Raw genomic sequence first — 22,219 nt, 5'->3', positions numbered from 1 at the left:
GGCTGCGTCCATAACGGTTGGATGAACAGGTGCACGACCGTTGACCGGGCATCAGCGCTGTCCTACTGTCCCACCGCATGGACTTTCGGCGAAGACGCCGAAACTTTCGAAAGGCAGACGATGAAGACACGCGCGCGCTTGCCCCGAATGGTCGCCTGCGGGGCGACGCTCGCTCTCGCCCTGGGTCTGACGGCCTGCGGCGGTGGCGGCGGTGCCTCGGCGGACGACGACACGATCCATGTCCTGGTCTACGGTGACGCCACCAACAAGGTCGAGAAGCGGTTCGTCGACGAGTTCAACAAGACGTCCGACGTCAAGGTGGTCCTGGACACCATCCCCGGTGCCGACTACCAGAAGAAGCTGCAGACCATCCTGAGCACTCCGCAGGCCCCCGACATCTTCTTCAACTGGGGAGGCGGCAGCATCCGGCCGTTCGTCAAGGCGGACCTGCTGATGCCGCTGGACGACCTGATCAAGGAGAACCCGGACCTGCAGAACAAGTTCCTGCCCGCCGTCTTCGAGAACGCCGTCGTCGACGGCAAGCCGTACGGCATCCCGATGCGCGGCACCCAGCCGGTCCTGCTCTTCCACAACAAGGATGTCCTCGACAAGGCCGGCGTGAAGCCGCCGAAGACCTGGGACGAACTCCTCGACGCCGTAGGAAAGCTGAAGGAGGAGGGCGTCACGCCGATCGCGCTGGGCGCCGGTGACATCTGGACGACCCAGATGTGGTTCCAGTACCTCTTCGACCGCGTCGCCGGCCCCGAACTGCTGCAGAAGGCCCTCGGTGGCGACCCGAGCGCCTGGGAGAGCCCCGACGCCAAGAAGGCCCTCGGCATGATCCGGGAGCTCGTGGACGCGGGCGCCTTCGGCAAGAACTACGACTCCGTCAAGTACACCAACGGCGGCTCGGTCCAGCTGGTGGCCTCCGGCAAGGCGGGCTTCGAGCTGATGGGCTCCTGGTACTACTCCCAGCAGCTCACCGACCACCCGGACTTCGCCGAGAAGGGCCTCGGCTACTCCGTCTTCCCGTCCGTCGAGGGCGGCAAGGGCGACCCGAAGAACGTCGCCGGCAACACCAACAACTACTACTCGGTGACGAAGAAGACCAAGCACCCCGAGGCCGTCGCGGAGTTCCTGGAACTCATGTACTCCGACGACTTCGTCAAGGCGCAGCTGGAGATCGGCAACCTGCCGACCACCACCAACACCTCCCAGTTCATCGACGACTCCGAGAACGCCGACTACACCCGCTTCCAGTACGACCTCGTCAGCGACACCCCCTCGTTCCAGCTCTCCTGGGACCAGGCGTACCCGCAGAAGGCCAGCTCGGCGCTGTACCAGGCCATCCAGCAGTTCTTCAACGGACAGCTCGACGCGGACGGCTTCATCAAGGCCATGCAGGCCCTCCCCACCGAGTGACGAACGGCTCATGACCACCAAGACACTGAGCGCCCCGCCCGCCGCCGGACCCCGCAAGGGGACCCGGCGGCGGCCGGCCGCATCCTCCACGGCGGGAGTGGGCCGCCCCGGCTTCGGCTGGGCCGTGCCCGCCGCCGTCTTCTTCATCCTCTTCGCGATCACGCCGCTGGTCATGGTGGCGGTGCTGTCCCTGATGGCCTGGGACGGACTCGGCTCGCCCGAGTTCGTCGGCTTCGATAACTGGTCGAAGCTGTGGGACGACCCGGTGATGTTCCAGAGCATCTGGCTGACGCTGCTGCTGACCGCGCTCGGCGTGGTCATCCAGACGCCGCTGAGCATCGTGCTCGGCGTCTGGGCCGCGGGACACCAGCGCAACCGCGCGGTGCTGTCGGTGATCTACTTCATCCCGCTGCTGCTGTCCGCCACCGCCGTCTCCGTGCTGTGGCGGGCGCTCCTCGACCCGAACTTCGGCATCCCCGCCGAGGCGACCTGGCTGTTCGGCGACGGCAACCTGTTCGGTGAACAGGCCACCGCCCTCGGGGTGCTGGCCTTCGTCAGCACCTGGCAGTTCACGCCGTTCCACACGCTGATCTACCAGGGCGCGGCCCGCGCCGTCCCGCAGGTGCTCTACCAGGCCGCGGAGATCGACGGAGCCGGCCGCTACCGGCAGTTCTTCCACATCACCCTGCCGCAGCTGCGCAACTCGATGATCACCTCGATGATCCTGATGATCGTCGGCGGCCTGACCACCTTCGAGACCGTCCTCATCCTGACCCAGGGCGGCCCCGGCACCGACACCACCATCAGCGCCTACTACATGTACGACAAGGCATTCAAGAGCTTCGACTACGGCACCGGCTCCGCCATCGCCCTGACCCTGGTCGTCGCCGCGACCGTCATCTCGCTGATCGTCGTCCGGGTCTCCGGCTACGACAAGATGCGCAGCACCATGGAGGGTGTGTCATGAGGCGCCGCCCGAACTACCTGGCCGGCGCGGGCTCCCTCCTCTGGCTGTTCGTCATCGGGCTGCCGCTGTACGTCATGTTCGCGGCGACCGTGCGCACCCGCCAGGACTACGCCGAGAACGGCCCCGTCTCCCTCCCGGACAGCTTCACCCTGGACAACTACACCGGGGCGTTCAACGCCGGGTTCGGCCAGTACTTCCTCAACACCCTGGTCGTCACCGGAGCGGTCATCGGCATCGTGCTGCTGCTCGTCCCGCCGCTGGCCTACGCCATCGTGCGGAGCCGGGGCCGGACCACGACGGCGGTCTTCCGGCTGTTCCTGCTCGGCCTGGCCATCCCGGCGCAGGCCGTCATCGTGCCGATGTTCTACCTGATCAGCCAGGCCGGGCTGTACGACAACCTGCTCGGCGTCATCCTGCCCACGGCCGCGTTCTGCCTGCCGATGTCGGCCCTCATCCTCAGCGGCGCGATGCGCGACATCTCCTCGGAGCTGTACGAGGCCATGGCCATGGACGGCGCCTCCCCGCGACGCATGTTCTTCCAGCTCGTGCTGCCGCTGTCCCGCGGCGGACTGTCCACCATCGTGGTCTTCTCCGCCCTCCAGGCGTGGAACGGCTTCCTGTTCCCCCTCGTCCTGACCCAGTCCGACTCCAGCAAGGTGATCACCCTGGGTCTGTACAACTTCCAGACCGAGCACGGCATCGACATCCCCGGTCTGCTGGGCGCCGTGGTGCTGTCCATGGTTCCCATCCTTCTCGTCTACCTGTTCGCCCGTCGCGCCCTGGTCCAGGGCCTGATGGGCGTCGGAGGAAAGTGACCGCCAACGTGGCCGTAGAGACCACCTCCCAAGTCCCCCTCTGGAACGACCCCGCCCGCCCGGTGTCCGAGCGGGTCGACGCCCTCGTCGAGGCGATGACCCTGCGCGAGAAGATCGCCCAGCTGTACGGCGTGTGGGTCGGCGCGTCCGACCAGGGCGGCGAAGTCGCCCCCCACCAGCACGACATGGAGGAGGCCGTCGACCTCGACGCCCTCCTGCCCGCCGGCCTCGGCCAGCTGACCCGCCCCTTCGGCACCGTCCCCGTCGACCCCGCCCTCGGCGCCCTCTCCCTGGCCCGCACCCAGTCCCGCATCGCGGCCACCAACCGCTTCGGCATCCCCGCCCTCGCCCACGACGAGTGCCTGGCCGGCTTCGCCGCCTGGGGCGCCACCGCCTACCCGGTGCCGCTGTCCTGGGGCGCCACCTTCGACCCCGACGCGGTCCGCCGGATGGCCGCCGCCATCGGCCGGGACATGCGCTCCGTCGGCGTCCACCAGGGCCTGGCACCCGTGCTGGACGTCGTCCGCGACGCCCGCTGGGGCCGGGTGGAGGAGACCATCGGGGAGGACCCCTACCTCGTCGGCACCGTCGGCACCGCCTACGTCCAGGGCCTGGAGTCCGCCGGGATCGTCGCCACGCTCAAGCACTTCGTCGGCTACTCCGCCTCCCGCGCCGGACGCAACCTCGCCCCCGCCCCCCTCGGCTCCCGCGAACGCGCCGACGTGCTGCTGCCGCCCTTCGAGATGGCGGTCCGCGAGGGCGGCGCCCGCTCCGTCATGCACGCCTACAACGACCTGGACGGCATCCCCGTCGCCGCCGACGAGACCCTGCTCACCGGGCTGCTCCGGGACGCCTGGGGCTTCGACGGCACCGTCGTCGCCGACTACTTCGGCATCGCCTTCCTCAAGATCCTCCACGGGGTGGCCGCCGACTGGGCCGAGGCCGCCGGCGCCGCCCTCGCCGCCGGCGTCGACGTGGAACTGCCCACCGTCAAGACCTTCGGCGAACCGCTCGCCGAAGCCGTCACCGACGGACGCGTGCCGGAGTCGCTCATCGACCGCGCCCTGCGCCGCGTGCTGACGCAGAAGGCCGAACTCGGGCTGCTCGACCCGGACTGGAACCCGGTGCCCCCGGCCCTCGACGGCACCGACCCCGAGGCCCCCGACGACCCCGACGCACTGCGCGGCACCGTCGACCTGGACCGGCCCGAGAACCGCGCACTCGCCCGCGAGGTCGCCGAGAAGGCCGTCGTCCTGCTCACCAACGACGGCACCCTGCCCCTCACCCGGCCCCGCCGCATCGCCCTGATCGGCCCCAACGCCGACGAACCGACCGCCGTCCTCGGCTGCTACTCCTTCCCCCAGCACGTGGGCGTGCAACACCCGGACGTCCCCGTCGGCATCGACCTGCCGACCCTGGCCGAGACGATGACCGAGGAGTTCCCCGACGCCGAGATCACGGTCGTGCGCGGCACCGGCGTCGACGACGGTGACCTCTCCGGCATCGACGCCGCCCTCGACGCCGCCCGGGAGGCCGACGTGGTCGTCGCCGCCCTCGGCGACCGGGCCGGACTGTTCGGCCGGGGCACCAGCGGCGAGGGCTGCGACGTGGAGTCCCTCGCCCTGCCCGGCGCCCAGCAGCACCTCCTCGACGCCCTCCTCGACACCGGCCGCCCGGTCGTGACCGTCCTGCTCACCGGCCGCCCCTACGCACTGGGCCGGGCCGTGGAGGAGTCCGCCGCGATCGTGCAGTCCTTCTTCCCGGGCGAGGAGGGCACCCGCGCGATCGCCGGGGTGCTCGGCGGACGCACCGACCCCTCCGGACGCCTGCCGGTCAGCGTGCCCCGCGGCACCGGCGCCCAGCCGTCCACCTACCTCGGGGCGCGCCTCGCCCAGGCCAGCGACGTCTCCAGCATCGACCCGACCCCGGCCTTCGGCTTCGGCCACGGCCTCACCTACACCACCTTCGACTGGACCGACCTCGCCGTGGACACCGGGGAAGCGGCCACGGACGGCGAGTTCACCCTCGGCCTCACCGTCCGCAACACCGGTGAGCGCTCCGGCACCGAGGTCGTCCAGCTCTACCTGCACGACCCGGTCGCCTCCGTCGTCCAGCCGGTCCAGCGCCTCGTCGGCTACGCCCGGGTGCCGCTGGAGGCGGGGGAGTCCCGCCGTCTGAAGGTCACCGTGCCGGCCGACGTCGCCTCCTTCACCGGCCGCGACGGCCACCGGATCGTGGAGCCCGGCGAGCTGCAACTCCGCCTGTCCGCGTCCAGCACCGCCACCCGCCTCACGGCGACGGTCACCCTGACCGGCCCGGCACGCCGCGTGGACCACACGCGCCGGTTCCACGCGACGTTCACCCAGGAGGGCTGACCCGGGGGACGGACGCAGACCGGCCCGCGGGACCCGCCCGCCCCCGTCCCGCGAGGGATGCCGGCCCGGACCGATCACCCGGTCCGGGCCGGCCGCCCCACGCGGGCGTCGGCGTGCGACCGGCCGTCTGCTGTCGGCGAAGGCGCCTGGCCGCGCGGGTGATCGCGGTGCTTGGGTGTCGGCATGGAGATTCTGTTTCTGGGCGGGACGGCCTGGGTGGCTCGGGAACTGTCGCGTCAGGCGCTGGCACGTGGCCACCGGGTGACCTGCCTCGCGCGGGGCGAGAGCGGGGACGTCGCGGCCGGAGCGACCCTGGTGGCCGCCGACCGCCGCGATCCGTCGGCGTACGAGCCCGTGCTCGACCGCGTGTGGGACGCGGTCGTCGAAGTGTCGTGGCAGCCGCGCTTCGTCGGCGAGGCGCTGGGCGTGCTGGGCGGCAGGGCCGGGCATTGGGTGTACGTCTCGTCCGTCAGCGCCTACGCCTCCCACGCCACGCCGGGGGCGGACGAGTCCGCGGCCCTGCTCCCCCCGACGCAAGGAGCGAGGCGGACCGCGAGGTGTACGGCGAGGCGAAGGCCGCCTGCGAGCAGGCGTCGACGGCCGCCGTGGGCGACCGCCTCCTGATCGCACGGCCCGGGCTGATCGGCGGCCCGGGCGATCACAGCGGGCGCTCCGGCTACTGGGCCGCCCGCGCCGCACGCGATCCGCGAGGGCCGATGCTGGTTCCCGACACACCGGCCCTGCCCACACAGGTCATCGACGTACGGGACCTCACGGCCTGGCTGCTCGACGCGGCGGAGACGGGCATCACCGGCCCCCACGACGCCGTGGGCCCGGTCGTTCCGTTCGCGGAGTGGGTCGAGCTGTCCCGCGCCGCCGGCGGGCACTCCGGACCGGTGGTCACCGCGGACTCGGCATGGCTGCTGGCCAACGGCGTGGCCCAGTACATGGGGCCGGAGTCGCTGCCGATGTGGCTGGTCGAGCCGGGCTGGGAAGGACACGCGGCCCGGGACGGCTCCGCCGCGCGCGCCGCGGGGCTGCGCCACCGGCCCCCGGCCGAGACGGTGGCCGACACACTGCGCTGGGAACGCGAGCAGGGGCTGGACCGGGAACGGCGCGCCGGGCTCAGCGCGCGACGCGAGCGCGAGTTGCTCGGCGCCCTGGGCTGAGGTGACCGGAGGCGGACCGCGTCTTCCCGCTCCACCGCGCGCGGCCCGCCGCACGACCCCGTCGCCCCCGTCGCCCCCGTCGCCCCCGTCGCCCCCGTCGTCCCCGCGGGCCGGGGGAGGGGTGTCGGGCGCTCCCTCCCTGCCGAACCCCTCTACCACACGGCTGTGTTCATCCCATTGCCGACGGCGACCCGCCTCGCTATGTTAATCAGAAATCACATCGGTGAGGCGAGGGTGAAGCCGTCCCCGATCGCACAACCAGCAAGTCTGCGAAGGCACCCACCGTCATCTGGCCCTTTCAGGGAAGCAGGAAGTCAATGGAGAACCTCAGCAGGCGAAAGGCACTGTCGCTCGGGGTGGCACTCGGTATCGTGGGCGCCGCCACCCCCCTCCAGGCATGGGCCGCGACGGACTCGGTGTCCGGGACCGCGGCGGCCACCGGACCGGAGTGGATCTGGGACGACGCGGCCGACCCCCTGATGGAGTCGATGCTCAGGAACGGACACGTCCCCGCCATCAACCGGGCCTGGGAGTCGTGGGTCGACAACGACGACCCGTTGCCCGCGGGGGTGCCGGCCGAGTTCACCGCCTACCTGCGGGAGGTCAACCGGCTGCCCTCCTGGGCCGATCCCGTGAAGCTCGCCCGCGCCGCCGACTTCAACCGGCGCAGAGACACCTACCTGTTCATGCTGTACGGCCTCGGCAGCGGCATCATGAGCACCGTGATCCCCCGTGAGGCCAAGAGCGTCTACTGGTCCGCGGGCGGCGCCGACATGAAGGACCGCGCGGCCAAGACGTTCACGTTCGGCTACGACCTGGCGGAACTCGGGGCCTTCAAGCCCTCCGGCCAGTTCGTCGTCACCGCCAACAAGACGCGCGTGGTGCACGCCGCCGTGCGCCACCTGCTGCCGCAGTCCCCGCACTGGCGCGCGGTCGCCGACGAGACCATCCCGATCAGCGCCGCCGACATCCTGGTCACCTTCCACAGCCTCGGCACCTACGTGCACCGCAAGCTCCTCGACTGGAAGATCCCGTACTCGGCCGCCGACCAGGAGGCGTTCCTCCACCACTGGCAGGTCGCCATCGCCCTGCTCGGCGTGCCGTACGAGCACATCCCCCGTACCTGGGCGGCGGCCGAGAAGCAGTCGGCGCAGGTTCTGACCCCGATCCTCGCCCCGTCGCGCGAGGGCATCGCCCTCGCCGAGGAACTGCTCGGCCTGACCGCCCAGATCGACCTCGGCGTCACCCGCGGCTTCCTCAACGAGTTCGTGCGCTACGTCCTCAGCGACGAGGTCGGCGACTGGCTCGGCCTGAAGCGGGACTACGCCGCGGCGGCCCTGGTCCGCACCGTCTGGCCGGCGTTCATCCTGTTCCGGGAAGGACTGTCGCCGGTGATGCCCGCCTCCTTCTACATGCTCGACCAGTTCGTGCGGGCGCTGGCCATGCTGTTCCTCAACCAGGGCACCTCCGGCAAGACCACCCCCATCACGATCCCCACCGGCAACCGGCCGGGCTGACCACCCTTCCGGCCCCTCCTACGCCGCCCCTCCCGCAGACCTCCTGGGTCCCCGGGTGCGGGCGGCGCGGCGGCGGCCGTCTCACAGGCCCAGCGCGGCCACGACCAGACCCGTCACCGTCTCCCGGTGCTGCGGGCTGTCCCGCCACCTCAGCCGGCGGCCCGCCTCGACGACCGCACCGAACCCCGCGTGCACCAGCACCCGGGCCTGGCGCGGGTCCAGCTCCGGGCGGGCCAGCCTCAACTGCTGCTCCCAGACGGCGATGTGATTGCGCTGCGCCAGGACCAGGGGGCGGCGCAGATCGGTCGGCAGACCGGCGAGTTCGGCCTCGGCGACACTGTTGAGCTCGGTGTACTCGAAGCTGTAGGCGACATAGGTGGCCGCCAGCGCGACGACCGCGTCGTGCGGGTCGGTCACCCCGTGCAGGCTCTGCTCCACGCCCTGGGCGAGCAGCCCGGCCGCCTGGAGGCACGCCGCGGCCAGGATGTCGATCTTCCCCTGGTAGTGGCGGTACAGCGCGGACGGGGTCAGTCCCACCGCGTCGGCGATCTGGCCGTTCGTGACGTTGGCGAACCCGTCCCGCGCGAACAGCGGTATGGAAGCCGCCAGGATCTCCGAGCGACGCGTGCGCGGCACCGGCCTCACGGGCAGCTCGACGGGCCGGGCGGCCCGTCGGCCCGCCGCCGGATCGGTCGCGGCCACCCGCAGCGCGGCGGCCAGCAACAGTTCCTCCGCCCGGCGTTGGGCGATCGACGTGCGGTGCATCGTGATGGAGCCGATCGCGCCGAGGGCCGCCATGGCCCGCAGGCGGCCGTCGGGCAGCGGGTGCTCGCGCTGCACCGCCCCGTCGACCCGCTCGACGAGCCGGGAGAACTTCCCCCGCAGACGCCGGCGGTCCTCGCGGTCGAGGTAGCGGGCCTCCCACCGGTACACGCCGCCCGACGCGCGGTGGGCGATGGTGACCCGGGTGAGGGCGTCGAGGAGGTCGGCCAAGGGGGCGTCGGCGGGCACCTCGTCCAGCGCGGCCACCAGCCCGTCGACCATGACGTGGGCGCACTCGGCGAACAGCGCGTACTTGTTCGGGAAGTGCCGGTACAGGGCCGCCGCCGTGATGCCCACCTGGGCGGCTACCTCCTCCATGGACGCCTTGTGGTAGCCGCGTTCACTGAACACCCGCCCCGCGGCGTCGACGATGAGCTGCCTGCGGTTCCGCGGCCGGGTGCCCGCCGCCGGACGGCCGGACGCCCCGGCGCGCGCGGAGGCGGCCGAACGGGCGGACGGGGAGGCGGGAGCCATGGGAAGCAGTCAATCACACGCGGTCACGACGCCTCCCGGTTCTCCGCCGGGAGACGACCGCGCTCGGTGCGGGCCCGTGACCCTCCCGCCCCGCGCGTCCTGCCCGTCCTCCCCGTCCGCACAGGCGGCAACCGAACGTCTTGCACGGGCGCCCCGGGGCGTTCACCTCGGGCAGCCGGGCAGCCGGGCAGCCGGGCAGCCGGGCAGCCGGGCAGCCGGGCAGCCGGGCAGCCGAGCGGCCGAGCAGTCGAGCGACCGAGCAGTCGAGCGGTCGATCGGGTAGGGCCCGTGCCGACCGACCGACCGACCGGGCGGGTCGGCGCGGTGGGCGGGCCGGCGCGGTGGGGGCCGGGGGCGTCCCGCACGGGCAGGGGACGGCGGTCAGGGAAAGGTGAGCACCGGCTTGACCACGCTGCCGTCCTGCATCGCGGCCACCGCGCGTCCGATCTCCTCGAAGGGGAACGTGCCGACCAGTGCCTGGACCGGGAAGCGTCCGCTTCGGTGCAGCGCGATCAGCTCGGGGAGGAAGCGGCCGGGATCCGCGTCGCCCTCGATCACCCCGTGGAGGCGCACGCCCTTGGCGAGCAGCGCCCTCGCGTCCAGCGTCACCTCCGTGCCGAGGCCCAGGAGGGCCACTTCGCCGCGTGGGCACAGCGCTTCCACCGCCCGGCGGGCCATCTCCGGGCGGCCCGTGGTCTCCACGACCCGGTGCGCGCCGCCACCGGTGAGCTCGCGCAGGGCCGACACCAGACCGTCCCCCGGGGGCAGCGCCGCGCGGGCGCCGAGGGCGGTGGCCAGACCGCGCCGGGAGGCGACCGGGTCGACGGCCACCACCGGGTCGCAGCCCGCCGCCACCGCGGCCATCAACGCGCTCAGGCCCACCCCGCCCGCGCCCACCACGACCAGCGAGGACCCCGGCTCGGGTCGCAGCCGGTTGAGGACGGTGCCGGCGCCCGTCTGGCCGCTGCAGCCCAGCGGGGCCACCACCGAGGGGGGCAGGTCGGCCGGCACCCGGACCACGCCGCGTTCGTGCACGACGGCGTACGTGGCGAAGCTCGACTGCCCGAAGAACCCGGCGTGCAGCGGGCTCCCGTCGAGGGACAGGGGAGTGGTCCCGTCCTCGCGCCCGCCCGAGAAGTTCAGGGCCTGCGCGGAGCGGCAGTAGGCCGGACCGCCCCGTGCGCACTGCTCGCAGGCACCGCAGCTCGCGAAGGTCAGGCAGACGGAGTCCCCCGGTGCCAGGCCGGTGACCTCCGCGCCCACGGCCTCGACGCAGCCCGCGCCCTCGTGCCCGAAGACCATCGGCGTCCATCGTGCGGGCCAGGCGTCCCGCATGCCCAGATCGGTGTGGCAGACGCCCACCGCGGTCATCCTCACCAGGACCTCGCGCGCCCGCGGGGTGTCGTCGAGGTCCGCGTCCCGGAGCAGGAACGGGCCGCCGGGTGCCTCGACGACGGCGGCCCGGATCCGCCTCACCCGTCCTCTCCGGGCGCTCCGTCCTCCGCGGGCTCCGGTGCCAGGGGCGGGAACTCGGGGTCCCGCTGCAGGTGGAAGTAGTAGTACGGGCCCTCGGCGGTGACCCCTTTGGCGTTCATGATGCCCATCAGCGTGCTGTCGTCCACCCACTTGAAGTGGTCCAGCACCGGCCGGCCGTCGTAGATCATGGTGGCCGTCGGCTCGCCCCGGAACTCCACGGTCCACAGGCTCGCCTCGCCCTGGCCCAGCTCGCGGTGGGAGTACAGCCTGCCGTCGTCGTCCCGGCACATCAGCGGCTTGGCGTCGTGCACCGAGGTGAACGTCTTGCCGTACCACCCGGCCTTGGGCAGCATCCCTTCCAGGGGGTGACCGGTGCGGAACTCGCCGCCCTTCCAGTCACCGAGGATGTCCTCGGGACGGGCGGGGCCCAGGGCCGCCCAGATGGCGTCGAGCTCGCGGGGGTCGACCGGGCCGTCCGTCTCCCGCAGCACGTGGAACCGCGCGCGGGCCTCGGTCACGTCCATGGGCACGTCCATGCTGATGTCCTCTCGTCGGTGCCGTCCCCGGGGGAGGGGGGCGGATCATCGCTGGAGCTGGAGCTGGAGCTGGAGCTGGAGCTGGAGCTGGAGCTGGAGCTGGAGCTGGAGCTGGAGCTGGAGCTGGAGCTGGAGCCGGGACCGGGACCGGAGCTGTGGTGGGGCCGAGGCGGCGCGCCGCAGCCGGACAAGGTGCCGGACAAGATGCCAGCCAGGGGGGCCGAACCAAGGGCCGACCAGGAACCGGACAGGGAGCCGAAGAAGCAGCTGTTGCCGTAGCTGGAGGCACCGTTCGCGGTGGTTGTGGGGGCTGCCCGAGGGGTGGGCGGCGCACGGGTGGTGCGGCCCGCGTCACCCGGACGGGTGCGGGGACGTGTCCCCCACCCCTGCGGCGGTGCGTGCGAGCGCCGGCCGTCGCGGGAGCGGGAGGGAGAGGTCGCCGGTGACCGCTCCGGGGTGGCCCACGGTGCCGAGACCGAGCAGGACGTGGCGTTCGGCGACCTCCTCCGCGGTGAGCGGGCCGTCCGCACGGAACCAGTTGGCGACCCCCTGGCACATGACCAGCACGGAACGCACCGCGTCCGCCGGGATCGGGGTGGTGAAGACGCCCTGGCCACGGCCCGCCTCGACCGTGTCCAGCAGCATGTGCTCGAGATAGTCGCGCAGGGCGACGTAGCGGGCCCGGTTCTCCGGTTCCAGGCTCCGTATCTCGGTGTCCAGGAAGGCCAGTTGCTGCCGGTGCGCCATGTAGAGGACGATCGATTCGACCATGCCGCAGAAGCGGGCCAGCGGATCGTCCCCGGCCTCCGCGGCGGCAGCCCGGCACCGGTCCAGGACGTCCTTGATCGACGTCTCCAGCAAGGTGGCCAGCAGGGCCTGCTTGTTCTCGTAGTGGTAGTAGAGCGCGGGCACGGTGACTCCGACCCGGGACGCGATGTCCCGCACCGAAGTGCCGTGGTAGCCCTGCTCGTTGAATGCCTCCATGGCACGCATGAGGATCGGGTGCAGGTCGAGCGGTCCGTAGGAGCGCCAGTGCTCCGCCGACGGTGTCGGGTCCTGGCTGGGCACGGTGTTCAACGGCACTCCTCGGGACGGGCGGCGATCGGCGACATCGTACGGCCGCGCATCCGGCTCACCTCCTCGCAGACGTCCGGCACGGGCACTTAGCGGTCGATCAGGCAGGCGGTCCGCGTGGGGCCGGATCTCCGCGCCGTGCCCCGTCACTGTCCCGGTAAGTAGCGGCAAAAACAAGTGCTGCACGGGGAGTTGACCGACGGACCGACCGCTCCTACGTTTTAGCGAACGCTCAGTAAGTCCCCGGTCGCCCGACGGTTCCTGCCGTCCGGCACCGAGAGAGGAACGCATGAGCCCGAACCCCACCCCACCCTCGTCCGGCCGCCCCGTGGCCGGTCCCCTGGACGGTGTGCGCGTGGTCGAACTGGCGGGGATCGGCCCCGGCCCGTTCGCCGCGATGCTGCTCGCCGATCTGGGCGCCGACGTGGTGCGCGTCGACCGGCCGGGCCGCCCGCCGCTCGGCGGCGACCCCCGACGCGACCTGACCAACCGCAACAAGCGTTCCGTCCTGGTCGACCTCAAGTCACCCGAAGGGCCGGACACCGTCAGGGCGTTGGCCGCCCGCGCCGACATCCTGCTGGAGGGTTACCGGCCCGGTGTCGCGGAGCGGCTCGGAGTCGGCCCCGAGGAGTGCCTGGCCCTGCATCCCGGGCTGGTGTACGGCCGGATGACCGGCTGGGGCCAGAGCGGTCCGCTCGCCCGCCGCGCGGGCCACGACATCGGTTACATCGCCACCGCGGGCGCCCTGTCCATGATCGGCCCCCCGGACGGTCCCCCCGCCGTCCCGGCCAACCTCCTCGGCGACTACGCCGGCGGTTCCCTCTACCTGACCACCGGCGTCCTCGCGGCCCTCCTCACCGCCCGCGCCACGGGCCGCGGCCAGGTGGTGGACGCCGCGATCGTCGACGGCACCGCCCACCTCACCGCCCTGTTCTGGGGCATGCTCTCCGACGGTTCCTGGCAGGATGCCCGCGGCCGGAACCTGCTCGACGGCGGCTGCCCCCACTACGGCGTCTACGAGACCGCCGACGGTGGCTGGATGGCCGTCGGGGCCCTGGAACCCCAGTTCTACGCGGTCTTCGTCGACCTGCTCGGCCTGGACGGCGACGGTCTGCCGGACCGTGCCGACCCGCGCAACTGGCCCGCACTGCGGTCCGTGTTCGCGACCCGCTTCAAGACCGCCACCCGCGACGCGTGGACGGCCGTCTTCGAGGACACCGACGCGTGCGTGGCACCGGTGCTCTCGCTGCGCGAGGCGTCCGGACACCGGCACCTGAACGTGACCGGGCGCGGCACCTACACCGAGGCGCACGGCGTCACCCAGCCCGCTCCGGCGCCCCGCTTCTCCGCCACCCCGGGAACCCTGCGCCGCCCCCCGGCCGCCCCCGGGGCGCACACCCCCGACGTGGCCCGCGAGTGGGACGTCCCCGAGCTGCTGGAAGCCGCGGGATGACCGCCTCGGCCCGGCGACGGCCGCTCCACGACGGCCTCCGGAGGACCGCGGACCCCCCGGTGGCGTCCTCGGACCGACGCCCGGCGGGGCGACCGCCGGACGAGAACCGCCGACCGGCCCCGACCTCGGCCGGCACGTGCCGACGACCGCCCCGCACGAGCCACCGGTCGCGGCGCACCACCGGACACCTGGGCGGGCGGCCACCGATCCCGTCACTGCCGAAGGACCACTGCTGATGGAACTCTCCACGCCCCTGGCGTACGCCCGTGATCCGCGCGCCGCCGCGGACGAGGCCGCCGCCCTGGAAGCGGCGGGACTCGACGCCGTCTGGGTGGCCGAGGCGTACGGCTTCGACTCGCCGACGATCATGGGCTACCTGGCCGCGAAGACCGAACGCATGCGCATCGGTTCGGCCGTCCTCAACGTCTACTCGCGCACCCCCGCGCTGATCGCCCAGACCGCCGCCGGGCTCGACGCGCTCACCGGTGGCCGTGCCATCCTCGGCATCGGCGCCTCCGGCCCCCAGGTCGTCGAGGGCTGGCACGGCCGCCGCTACGACCGGCCGCTCGGCCGCACCCGCGAGGTCGTCGAACTCTCCCGGCGGATCTGGCGGCGCGAGGTCATCGAGCACCACGGCATCACCGACCTGCCCCTGCCGCCGGGGAAGGGCAGCGGCCTCGGCAAACCGCTCAAGCTGCTCAACCACCCCGTCCGCGACACCATCCCCGTCCACGTGGCGGCGCTCGGCCCGGCCAACGTCCGGATGACCGCCGAGATCGCCGACGGCTGGCTGCCCTTCCTCTACGTCCCGGAGTTGGCGGGCGAGGTCTGGGGACGCTCCCTGGCCGAGGGCGCCGCCGCCCGCGACCCCGCGCTGGGCCCGCTGTCGGTCGTGGCGGGCGGTCTGCTGGCCATCGGTGACGACGCCGAGGCCGTCCGCGACCTGATGCGCCCCACCGTCGCCCTCTACGTCGGCGGCATGGGCGCCCCCGGGCGGAACTTCTACCACGCCCTCGTCTGCTCCTACGGGTACGAGGCCGCCGCGGCCACCATCCAGGAGCACTACCTCGCGGGCCGGCGGAAGGACGCGGAAGCCGCCGTGCCGGCCGAGCTGCTGGAGCTGCTCTGCCTGGCCGGCCCCGAGGGTCATGTCCGCGACCGCGTCGAGGCGTTCCGCGCGTCCGGCGTGACGATGCTCAACGTCACGCCCGTCGGCCCCGAACCGGCCCGTCTGATCGAGCGAGTGAGGAGCTGGCTGTGACCCCGACCCCGACCCCGACCCCGACCCTGGAACGCGAGCTGTACGGTCCCGACCACGAGGCGTTCCGCGAGACGGTGCGGACCTTCCTCGCCAAGGAGGTGACCCCGCACCACGAGCGGTGGGAGCGGGACGGTGTCGTCGACCGCGAGGTGTGGCGCGCGGCCGGGCGCCGGGGGCTGCTGGGCCTGTCCGTCGGTGAGGAGTACGGCGGTGGCGGGAACGACGACTTCCGCCACAGCGCCGTCCTCATCGAGGAGTTCGCCCGCGCGGGCGCCTCCGGCCTCGCGCTGAGCCTGCACAACGACATCGTCGGCCCCTACCTCACCGGGCTCGCCACCGACGAGCAGAAGCGGCGCTGGCTGCCCGGCTTCACCTCCGGAGACCTCGTCACCGCCGTCGCCATGACCGAACCCGGTGCCGGGTCCGACCTCCAGGGCATCCGCACCACCGCGACCGACAAGGGCGACCACTACCTGCTCAACGGTGCCAAGACGTTCATCTCCAACGGCATCCTCGCCGATCTGGTGATCGTCGTCGCCCGCACCGCGCCCGAGGGCGGCAGCACCGGGCAGAGCCTGCTGGTCGTCGAGCGCGGGATGGAGGGCTTCGAACGCGGCCGCAACCTCGACAAGATCGGCCAGAAGGCCCAGGACACCGCCGAGTTGTTCTTCCACGACGTGCGCGTCCCCAAGGAGAACCTGCTGGGTGAGGAGAACCGGGCGTTCGCCCACCTCATGGCGCACCTCGCCCAGGAACGGCTGGCCATCGCGATCGGCGCCGCCGCCGCGGCCGAGGAGATCCTGGCCGTCACCACGCGGTACGTGAAGGAGCGCGAGGCGTTCGGCAGACCGCTGGCGGCGCTGCAGCACACCCGCTTCGAGATCGCCGAGATGGCCACCGAGGCCGCCGTCACCCGCACCTTCGTCGACCGCTGCATCACCGAGCACACCCACGGCCGGCTGGACGCGGTGCACGCGTCGATGGCCAAGTGGTGGGCCACCGAACTCCAGAAGAGGATCGTCGACCGGTGCCTCCAACTCCACGGCGGCTACGGCTACATGACCGAGTACCGGGTGGCACGGGCCTTCCTGGACAGCCGCGTCCAGACCATCTACGGCGGCACCACCGAGATCATGAAGGAGATCATCGGCCGCTCGCTGCTGCGCTGAGCACCGAGGCCCGCCCGCTCGCCCGGGAACACCCCCGACGCGCCGCGCGCCCGGCACCCCTCTCCGATCTCCGCATTCGATCCCCGATTCGATCCGACCGACTCGACAGGGAAGGCACCCGAGGTGAGCACCGAAGCGTACGTCTACGACGCGATCCGCACCCCGCGCGGACGCGGCAAGGCAAGCGGCGCCCTGCACGGCACCAAGCCCATCGACCTGGTCGTGGGGCTGATCCACGAGATCCGTGACCGCTTCCCGGGCCTGGACCCGGCCGCCGTCGACGACATCGTCCTCGGTGTGGTCAGCCCGGTCGGCGACCAGGGCTCCGACATCGCCCGTACCGCGGCCATCGCGGCCGGACTGCCCGACACGGTCACCGGTGTGCAGGAGAACCGCTTCTGTGCTTCAGGTCTGGAGGCGGTCAACCTGGCCGCCGCCAAGGTCCGTTCCGGCTGGGAGGACCTGGTCCTCGCGGGCGGCGTCGAGTCCATGTCCCGGGTGCCGATGGGCAGTGACGGGGGAGCGTGGTCGCACGACCCGCGCACCGGCCATGTCACCGGCTTCGTCCCGCAGGGCATCGGCGCCGACCTGATCGCCACCCTCGAGGGCTTCTCGCGCCACGATGTGGACTCCTACGCGGCGCTGTCCCAGGAACGGGCCGCCGCCGCGTGGAAGGACGGGCGCTTCGACCGCTCCGTCGTCCCCGTCCGGGACCGCAGCGGCCTGGTCGTCCTCGACCACGACGAGCACCTGCGCCCCGGCACCACCGCCGAGAGCCTGGCCGCCCTCGAACCGTCGTTCGCGGACATCGGCGAACAGGCCGGCTTCGACGCGGTGGCGCTGCAGAAGTACCACTGGGTGGAGAGGATCGACCACGTCCACCACGCGGGCAACTCCTCCGGCATCGTCGACGGCGCCGCCCTGGTCGCCATCGGCAGCGAGGCGGCGGGGGAGCGGCACGGACTGACCCCGCGCGCCCGGATCGTGGCCGCCGCGGTGTCGGGAGCCGACCCGACCATCATGCTGACCGGGCCCGCGCCGGCGACCCGCAAGGCGCTGGCCAAGGCGGGGCTGACCATCGAGGACATCGACCTGGTGGAGATCAACGAGGCGTTCGCGGCGGTGGTGCTGCGCTTCGTGAAGGACATGGGCCTGTCGCTGGACAAGGTCAACGTCAACGGCGGCGCCATCGCGCTCGGGCATCCGCTGGGCGCGACCGGCGCGATGATCCTCGGCATCCTCGTCGACGAACTGGAGCGCCGGGACAAGCGCTACGGACTGGCCACCCTGTGCGTCGGCGGCGGCATGGGCATCGCCACCGTCGTCGAACGCCTCTGACCCCCAGCGCCCGCCCGCGCCCTCCTGCGCAGACCCCGGAGACCCCCTCATGACCCAGAGCACCACCATCCGCTGGGAACAGGACCGCAGCGGTGTCGTCACCCTCGTCCTCGACGACCCCGACCAGTCCGTCAACACCATGAACGCCGCGTTCATCGACTCGCTGGAGGCCGTCACGGCACGGCTCGCGGAAAGCGCCGACACCGTCCGAGGAGTGATCGTCGCCTCCGCCAAGCGGAGCTTCTTCGCCGGCGGTGACCTGCGGGACCTGATCTCCGTCACGCCCGCGACCGCGCAGGCGTCCTTCGAGGCGGGCATGCGCGTCAAGCGCGCGCTGCGCGTCCTGGAGACGCTGGGCAGACCGGTCGTCGCCGCCCTCAACGGCGCCGCGCTGGGCGGCGGTTACGAGATCGCCCTGGCCTGTCACCACCGCGTGGTCCTGGACAGTCCGGACGCCCGTGTCGGACTGCCCGAAGTGACCCTGGGGCTCCTGCCGGGCGGCGGGGGAGTGACCCGCACGGTCCGCATGTTCGGCGTGGCGGAGGCCCTGCGCACGGTCCTGCTGGAGGGCACCCGGTACGGTCCGGCGCGGGCCCTGGAGGCCGGTCTGGTGGACGAGATCGCCGCCGACGCCGACGAACTCATCGACCGGGCGAGGGCGTTCATCGACGCCCACCCCGAGTCCGCCCAGCCCTGGGACCGGCCCGGCCACCGCATCCCCGGCGGCACCCCCGCCGACCGGGAACTGGCCGCACAACTGCCCGCCTTCACCGCGCTGCTGCGCAAGAAGACGGGCGGTGCCCCCTGCCCCGCACCGCACGCGATCCTCGCGGCGGCCGTGGAGGGCGCGCAGGTCGACGTGGACACGGCCTTCGAGGTGGAGGCCCGCCACCTGACGGAACTGGTCACCGGGCAGATCACCAAGAACATGATCCAGGGGTTCTTCTTCGACCTGCGGGCGGTGAACTCCGGCGCGGGCCGCCCGAAGGGCGTCGTACCCCGCGAGGTGCGGCGGGTGGCCGTCCTCGGCGCGGGCATGATGGGCGCCGGGATCGCCTACTCCTGCGCGGAAGCGGGCATCGAGGTCGTCCTGAAGGACGTCTCCACCGAGGCGGCCGAGCGCGGACGGGCCCACGCGGAGAAGCTGTGCGGGAGGGCCGTGGCGCGCGGGAGGTGGACGCCGGAGCGGGCGGACGCGCTGCTCGCCCGCATCACCCCCACCGCCGACGCGGCCGACCTGGCCGGCTGCGACGCGGTGATCGAGGCGGTCTTCGAGGACACGGACCTCAAGCACCGCGTCTTCCGGGAGGTGCAGACGGTCGTCGCCCCCGACGCCCTGCTCTGCTCCAACACCTCCACCCTCCCCATCTCCGTCCTCGCCAAGGGGGTCGAACGCCCCCGGGACTTCGTCGGCCTGCACTTCTTCTCGCCCGTCGACAAGATGCCGCTGGTGGAGATCGTCAGGGGCGAGCGGACGGGCGAGGAGGCGCTGGCGCGGGCGTACGACCTGGTGCGGCAGATCCGCAAGACGCCGATCCTGGTGAACGACTCGCGGGGCTTCTTCACCTCCCGGGTCATCGGCCGCTTCCTCGACGAGGGCGTCGCCATGGTCGGCGAGGGCATCGACCCGGCCTCCGTCGAGCAGGCCGCCGCCCAGGCCGGCTACCCGGCGAAGGTGCTGGCGCTGATGGACGAGCTGACCCTCACCCTCCCGCGCAGGATCCGGGAGGAGACCCGCCGTGCCACCGAGGCGTCGGGCGGCACCTGGGAGCCGCACCCGGCGGACGCCGTCATCGACCGCATGATCGACGAGTTCGGCCGCCCCGGCCGGTCCGGCGGCGCGGGCTTCTACGAGTACGCCGACGGCCGGCGCACCCGGCTCTGGCCGGGACTGCGCGACCACTTCACCCACCCGGACGCGCCGCCCGCCGACCCCGCCGTCCCCAGCGCCCCCGCAGTCCCGGCGGACCTGACCGAACTGAAGGAGCGGCTGCTGTTCGCCGAGGCCCTGGACGCCGTGCGCTGCCTGGAGGAAGGCGTGCTGGTGTCCGTGGCGGACGCCAACGTCGGTTCCCTGCTGGGCATCGGCTTCCCGCCCTGGACCGGCGGCGTGCTCCAGTACGTCAACGGCTACGAGGGCGGCCTGCCCGGCTTCGTAGCCCGCGCCCGGGAACTGGCCGCCCGGCACGGCCGCCGGTTCGCCCCGCCCGCGCTGCTGCTCCGCAAGGCCGAGCTGGGCGAGAGCTTCACCGACGCCTGATCCGGTCCGTCGGAGGGCGTCCGTCGACGCCCTCCCGAGATTCTCCCCCGTCGATGCGCCACCCCCTCGACCCGTGCCCCACCGATCGCCCCGGAGCCCCACCGCACCGCCGATCCGCTGCTCACCGATCCGCCGACCGACCCCGGCCGCACCGGGTACGCCCTCCCCGGGCTTCCCCCACGCCCCGGTCTCCCGGACGTTCCCTTCCGACCCGCAAGGAGGCCCCGATGACCTCGGCACCGCGCACCGCCGACGCCCTGCCCGACGACCCGGCCGACCGGACCCTGCCGCAACTCCTGGCCCGAAACGCCGCCGCGTACCCCCGACTCCCCGCCCTGTCCTGGCAGTCGTCGGACCCGGACGAGGAATGGACCACCCTCGACTGGGCGGAGGTCCACGAGCACACCCGGCGCCTGGCGGCCGGCTACCGCGCCCTGGGCGTCGGACGTGGTGACCACGTGCTGATGATGATGTCCAACCGGTCCGAGCACTGGCTCTCCGACCTCGCACTGGTCCGCCTCGGCGCGATCCCGGTCAGCGTCTACGGCACCGCCGCGCCCGAGCAGATCGTGCACATCTCCCGCAACTGCCGGGCCCGCATCGCCGTCGTGGAGGGCGCGGCCCAGCTCGCGGTGTGGGAACCGCTGCTGGCCGACGCCGAGACTCCCCTGGAGCGGCTGGTGGTGGCCGAGGAGGGCGCGGAGGCGGCCCATGTGCCCTACGCCGCGCTGCTCCGTGAGCCGGTGCCGGAGGGGTTCGACAAGGAACTCGACACCGCCCGCCCCGAGGACCCGCTGACCGTCGTCTACACCTCCGGCACCACCGGCGAGCCCAAGGGGGTGGTCCTGACCCACCGCGTGGTGCTCTCCAACGCCCTGGCGCTGGACGCCGTGGTGGACCTGCCCCCGCACGTCGAACACATCTGCTACCTGCCGTTCGCCCACATCGCGGAGCGGATGCTGGGCATCTACCTGCCCTGTCACCGGGCCTCGCACGTGTACCTGTGCGCCGACCCGACGCGCGTGGGCGAGGTCGTGCGCAAGGTGCGGCCCGCGCAGTTCTTCGGCGTGCCGAGGATATGGGAAAAACTGTCCGCCGCCGTGCGGGCGGTCCTCTCGCTGATGCCGCCCGAGCAGCGCACCGCCATCGACCAGGCCTTCGAAGTGGCCCGTGAGCACGTCGCGTACCGCGAGCGGGGCGAGCAGCCGCCCGCCGACCTGGAGGAGCGCTACGCCCGCGCCCGCAAGGACGTCCTGCTGCCGCTGCTCGCGGCGGGCGGCCTGGACCGGGTGACCTGGTCGGCCAGCGCGTCGGCCCCCATGGCCGTCGACGTCCTCAACTTCTGGGCCGGCTTCGGCATCGTCATCATGGACGCCTGGGGGCTGACCGAGACCACCGGCGTGGCCACCAGCAACAGTCCGAAGACCGGCTTCCGGATCGGCTCGGTGGGGCGGCCGGTGGAGTCCGTGGAGATCCGTACCGCCGAGGACGGCGAGATCCTGGTGCGGGGCACGTCCGTCTTCCCCGGCTACCTCCAGCCGGACGGCTCGGTACGCTCCGCCCTGGACGACGAGGGCTGGCTGGCCACGGGGGACATCGGCCGCATCGACGAGGACGGGTACCTCTGGCTGACCGACCGGAAGAAGGAGATGATCATCACCTCCACCGGCAAGAACGTCTCGCCCGCCCTGGTGGAGAACGCGCTCAAGGAGCACCCCCTGATCGGTCAGGCCATGGTGCACGGCGACAACCGCTCCTACCTCGTGGCGCTGCTCGTCCTCGACGCGGAGGGCGCCCCCGCCTGGGCCGCGGCCCACGGCGTCGAGGCGGACGGGGGACTGGCGGGGCTGGTGGAGCACCCCGAGGTCCGGGCCGAGGTGGACCGCGCGGTGGCCGCCGCCAACGCCCGGCTCAACCGCACCGAACAGGTCAAGCGGTACGAACTGCTGGCCGAGGAGTGGGGCCCGGCGACGGGTGAACTGACGCCGTCGCTGAAGATGCGGCGCCGGATCATCCGCGACAAGTACGCCGACCGGATCTCCGGGCTCTACGAGGGCTGACGGGCGGCGGCAGGCCCGGGCGCGCCGGGCC

Annotated in this window: 16 protein-coding genes and 1 pseudogene; 13 read left to right on the top strand and 4 right to left on the bottom strand. The window is 72.7% G+C overall.

From position 1 onward, the window contains the following. Positions 1–120: 120 nt before the first annotated feature. The 6 genes and pseudogenes from AB0F01_RS16620 to AB0F01_RS16595 all read left to right on the top strand — a co-directional run bounded on the left by AB0F01_RS16620 (position 121) and on the right by AB0F01_RS16595 (position 8,265). Positions 121–1,422, top strand: a complete 1,302-nt coding sequence (locus tag AB0F01_RS16620; RefSeq protein ID WP_362095471.1) for an extracellular solute-binding protein — start codon at positions 121–123, stop codon at positions 1,420–1,422. A 10-nt stretch (positions 1,423–1,432) separates the two neighbouring features. Beyond that, positions 1,433–2,389 carry a sugar ABC transporter permease gene (locus AB0F01_RS16615; protein ID WP_362095469.1) on the top strand — a complete coding sequence of 319 codons (957 nt, stop codon included), beginning with the start codon at positions 1,433–1,435 and terminating at the stop codon, positions 2,387–2,389. Continuing rightward, complete coding sequence (locus AB0F01_RS16610) at positions 2,386–3,204, top strand: carbohydrate ABC transporter permease (protein WP_362095466.1); 819 nt, start codon at positions 2,386–2,388, stop codon at positions 3,202–3,204. The genes AB0F01_RS16615 and AB0F01_RS16610 overlap by 4 nt, the downstream gene beginning before the upstream one ends. Next, positions 3,201–5,579: a glycoside hydrolase family 3 N-terminal domain-containing protein gene (locus AB0F01_RS16605; protein WP_362095464.1), complete on the top strand. Its 2,379-nt coding sequence runs from the start codon at positions 3,201–3,203 to the stop codon at positions 5,577–5,579. The genes AB0F01_RS16610 and AB0F01_RS16605 overlap by 4 nt, the downstream gene beginning before the upstream one ends. A 183-nt stretch (positions 5,580–5,762) precedes the next feature. Further along, positions 5,763–6,748: pseudogene (locus AB0F01_RS16600) on the top strand (oxidoreductase). A gap of 317 nt (positions 6,749–7,065) precedes the next feature. Then, positions 7,066–8,265 carry an oxygenase MpaB family protein gene (locus AB0F01_RS16595; RefSeq protein ID WP_362095461.1) on the top strand — a complete coding sequence of 400 codons (1,200 nt, stop codon included), beginning with the start codon at positions 7,066–7,068 and terminating at the stop codon, positions 8,263–8,265. 81 nt (positions 8,266–8,346) lie between these two features. Here AB0F01_RS16595 and AB0F01_RS16590 read toward each other — a convergent pair whose 3' ends face one another. The 3 genes from AB0F01_RS16590 to AB0F01_RS16580 form a co-directional block, all read right to left on the bottom strand. Next, positions 8,347–9,561 carry a TetR/AcrR family transcriptional regulator gene (locus tag AB0F01_RS16590; protein WP_362095458.1) on the bottom strand — a complete coding sequence of 405 codons (1,215 nt, stop codon included), beginning with the start codon at positions 9,559–9,561 and terminating at the stop codon, positions 8,347–8,349. Between the two features lie 381 nt (positions 9,562–9,942). Then, positions 9,943–11,037, bottom strand: coding sequence for an NAD(P)-dependent alcohol dehydrogenase (locus AB0F01_RS16585; protein WP_362095455.1), 1,095 nt, complete (start codon positions 11,035–11,037; stop codon positions 9,943–9,945). Then, positions 11,034–11,561, bottom strand: coding sequence for a DUF4334 domain-containing protein (locus AB0F01_RS16580; protein ID WP_362096019.1), 528 nt, complete (start codon positions 11,559–11,561; stop codon positions 11,034–11,036). The genes AB0F01_RS16585 and AB0F01_RS16580 overlap by 4 nt, the downstream gene beginning before the upstream one ends. A 30-nt stretch (positions 11,562–11,591) precedes the next feature. Here AB0F01_RS16580 and AB0F01_RS16575 point away from each other — a divergent pair, with 30 nt between their 5' ends. Then, entirely contained in the window at positions 11,592–11,852 is a 261-nt protein-coding gene (locus AB0F01_RS16575) for a hypothetical protein (protein ID WP_362095452.1), read from the top strand. A gap of 72 nt (positions 11,853–11,924) precedes the next feature. Here the strand turns inward: AB0F01_RS16575 and AB0F01_RS16570 are convergent, their stop codons facing one another. Then, a complete protein-coding gene (locus AB0F01_RS16570; RefSeq protein WP_362095449.1) occupies positions 11,925–12,650 on the bottom strand; it encodes a TetR/AcrR family transcriptional regulator in 726 nt (241 codons plus the stop codon). Between the two features lie 286 nt (positions 12,651–12,936). Here AB0F01_RS16570 and AB0F01_RS16565 point away from each other — a divergent pair, with 286 nt between their 5' ends. The 6 genes from AB0F01_RS16565 (at position 12,937) to AB0F01_RS16540 (ending at position 22,188) form a co-directional block, all read left to right on the top strand. Beyond that, a complete protein-coding gene (locus tag AB0F01_RS16565) occupies positions 12,937–14,100 on the top strand; it encodes a CaiB/BaiF CoA-transferase family protein (RefSeq protein WP_362095447.1) in 1,164 nt (387 codons plus the stop codon). 235 nt (positions 14,101–14,335) lie between these two features. Next, positions 14,336–15,361, top strand: a complete 1,026-nt coding sequence (locus tag AB0F01_RS16560) for an LLM class F420-dependent oxidoreductase (RefSeq protein ID WP_362095444.1) — start codon at positions 14,336–14,338, stop codon at positions 15,359–15,361. Positions 15,362–15,387: 26 nt separating this feature from the next. Next, a complete protein-coding gene (locus AB0F01_RS16555; RefSeq protein WP_362096016.1) occupies positions 15,388–16,530 on the top strand; it encodes an acyl-CoA dehydrogenase family protein in 1,143 nt (380 codons plus the stop codon). A 123-nt stretch (positions 16,531–16,653) separates the two neighbouring features. Then, entirely contained in the window at positions 16,654–17,868 is a 1,215-nt protein-coding gene (locus tag AB0F01_RS16550) for an acetyl-CoA C-acetyltransferase (protein WP_362095441.1), read from the top strand. Positions 17,869–17,917: 49 nt separating this feature from the next. Then, positions 17,918–20,128 carry a 3-hydroxyacyl-CoA dehydrogenase NAD-binding domain-containing protein gene (locus AB0F01_RS16545; RefSeq protein WP_362095438.1) on the top strand — a complete coding sequence of 737 codons (2,211 nt, stop codon included), beginning with the start codon at positions 17,918–17,920 and terminating at the stop codon, positions 20,126–20,128. Positions 20,129–20,355: 227 nt separating this feature from the next. Beyond that, on the top strand, positions 20,356–22,188 hold the full coding sequence (locus AB0F01_RS16540) for an AMP-dependent synthetase/ligase (RefSeq protein WP_362095436.1): 1,833 nt from the start codon (positions 20,356–20,358) through the stop codon (positions 22,186–22,188). Positions 22,189–22,219: the final 31 nt, after the last annotated feature.

It is taken from the genome of Streptomyces sp. NPDC029526 (assembly GCF_040637405.1).
Lineage (GTDB): Bacteria > Actinomycetota > Actinomycetes > Streptomycetales > Streptomycetaceae > Streptomyces.
The sequence above is the reverse complement of the archived record's forward strand: the minus strand, read 5'-3'. Positions and strand labels throughout refer to the sequence as shown.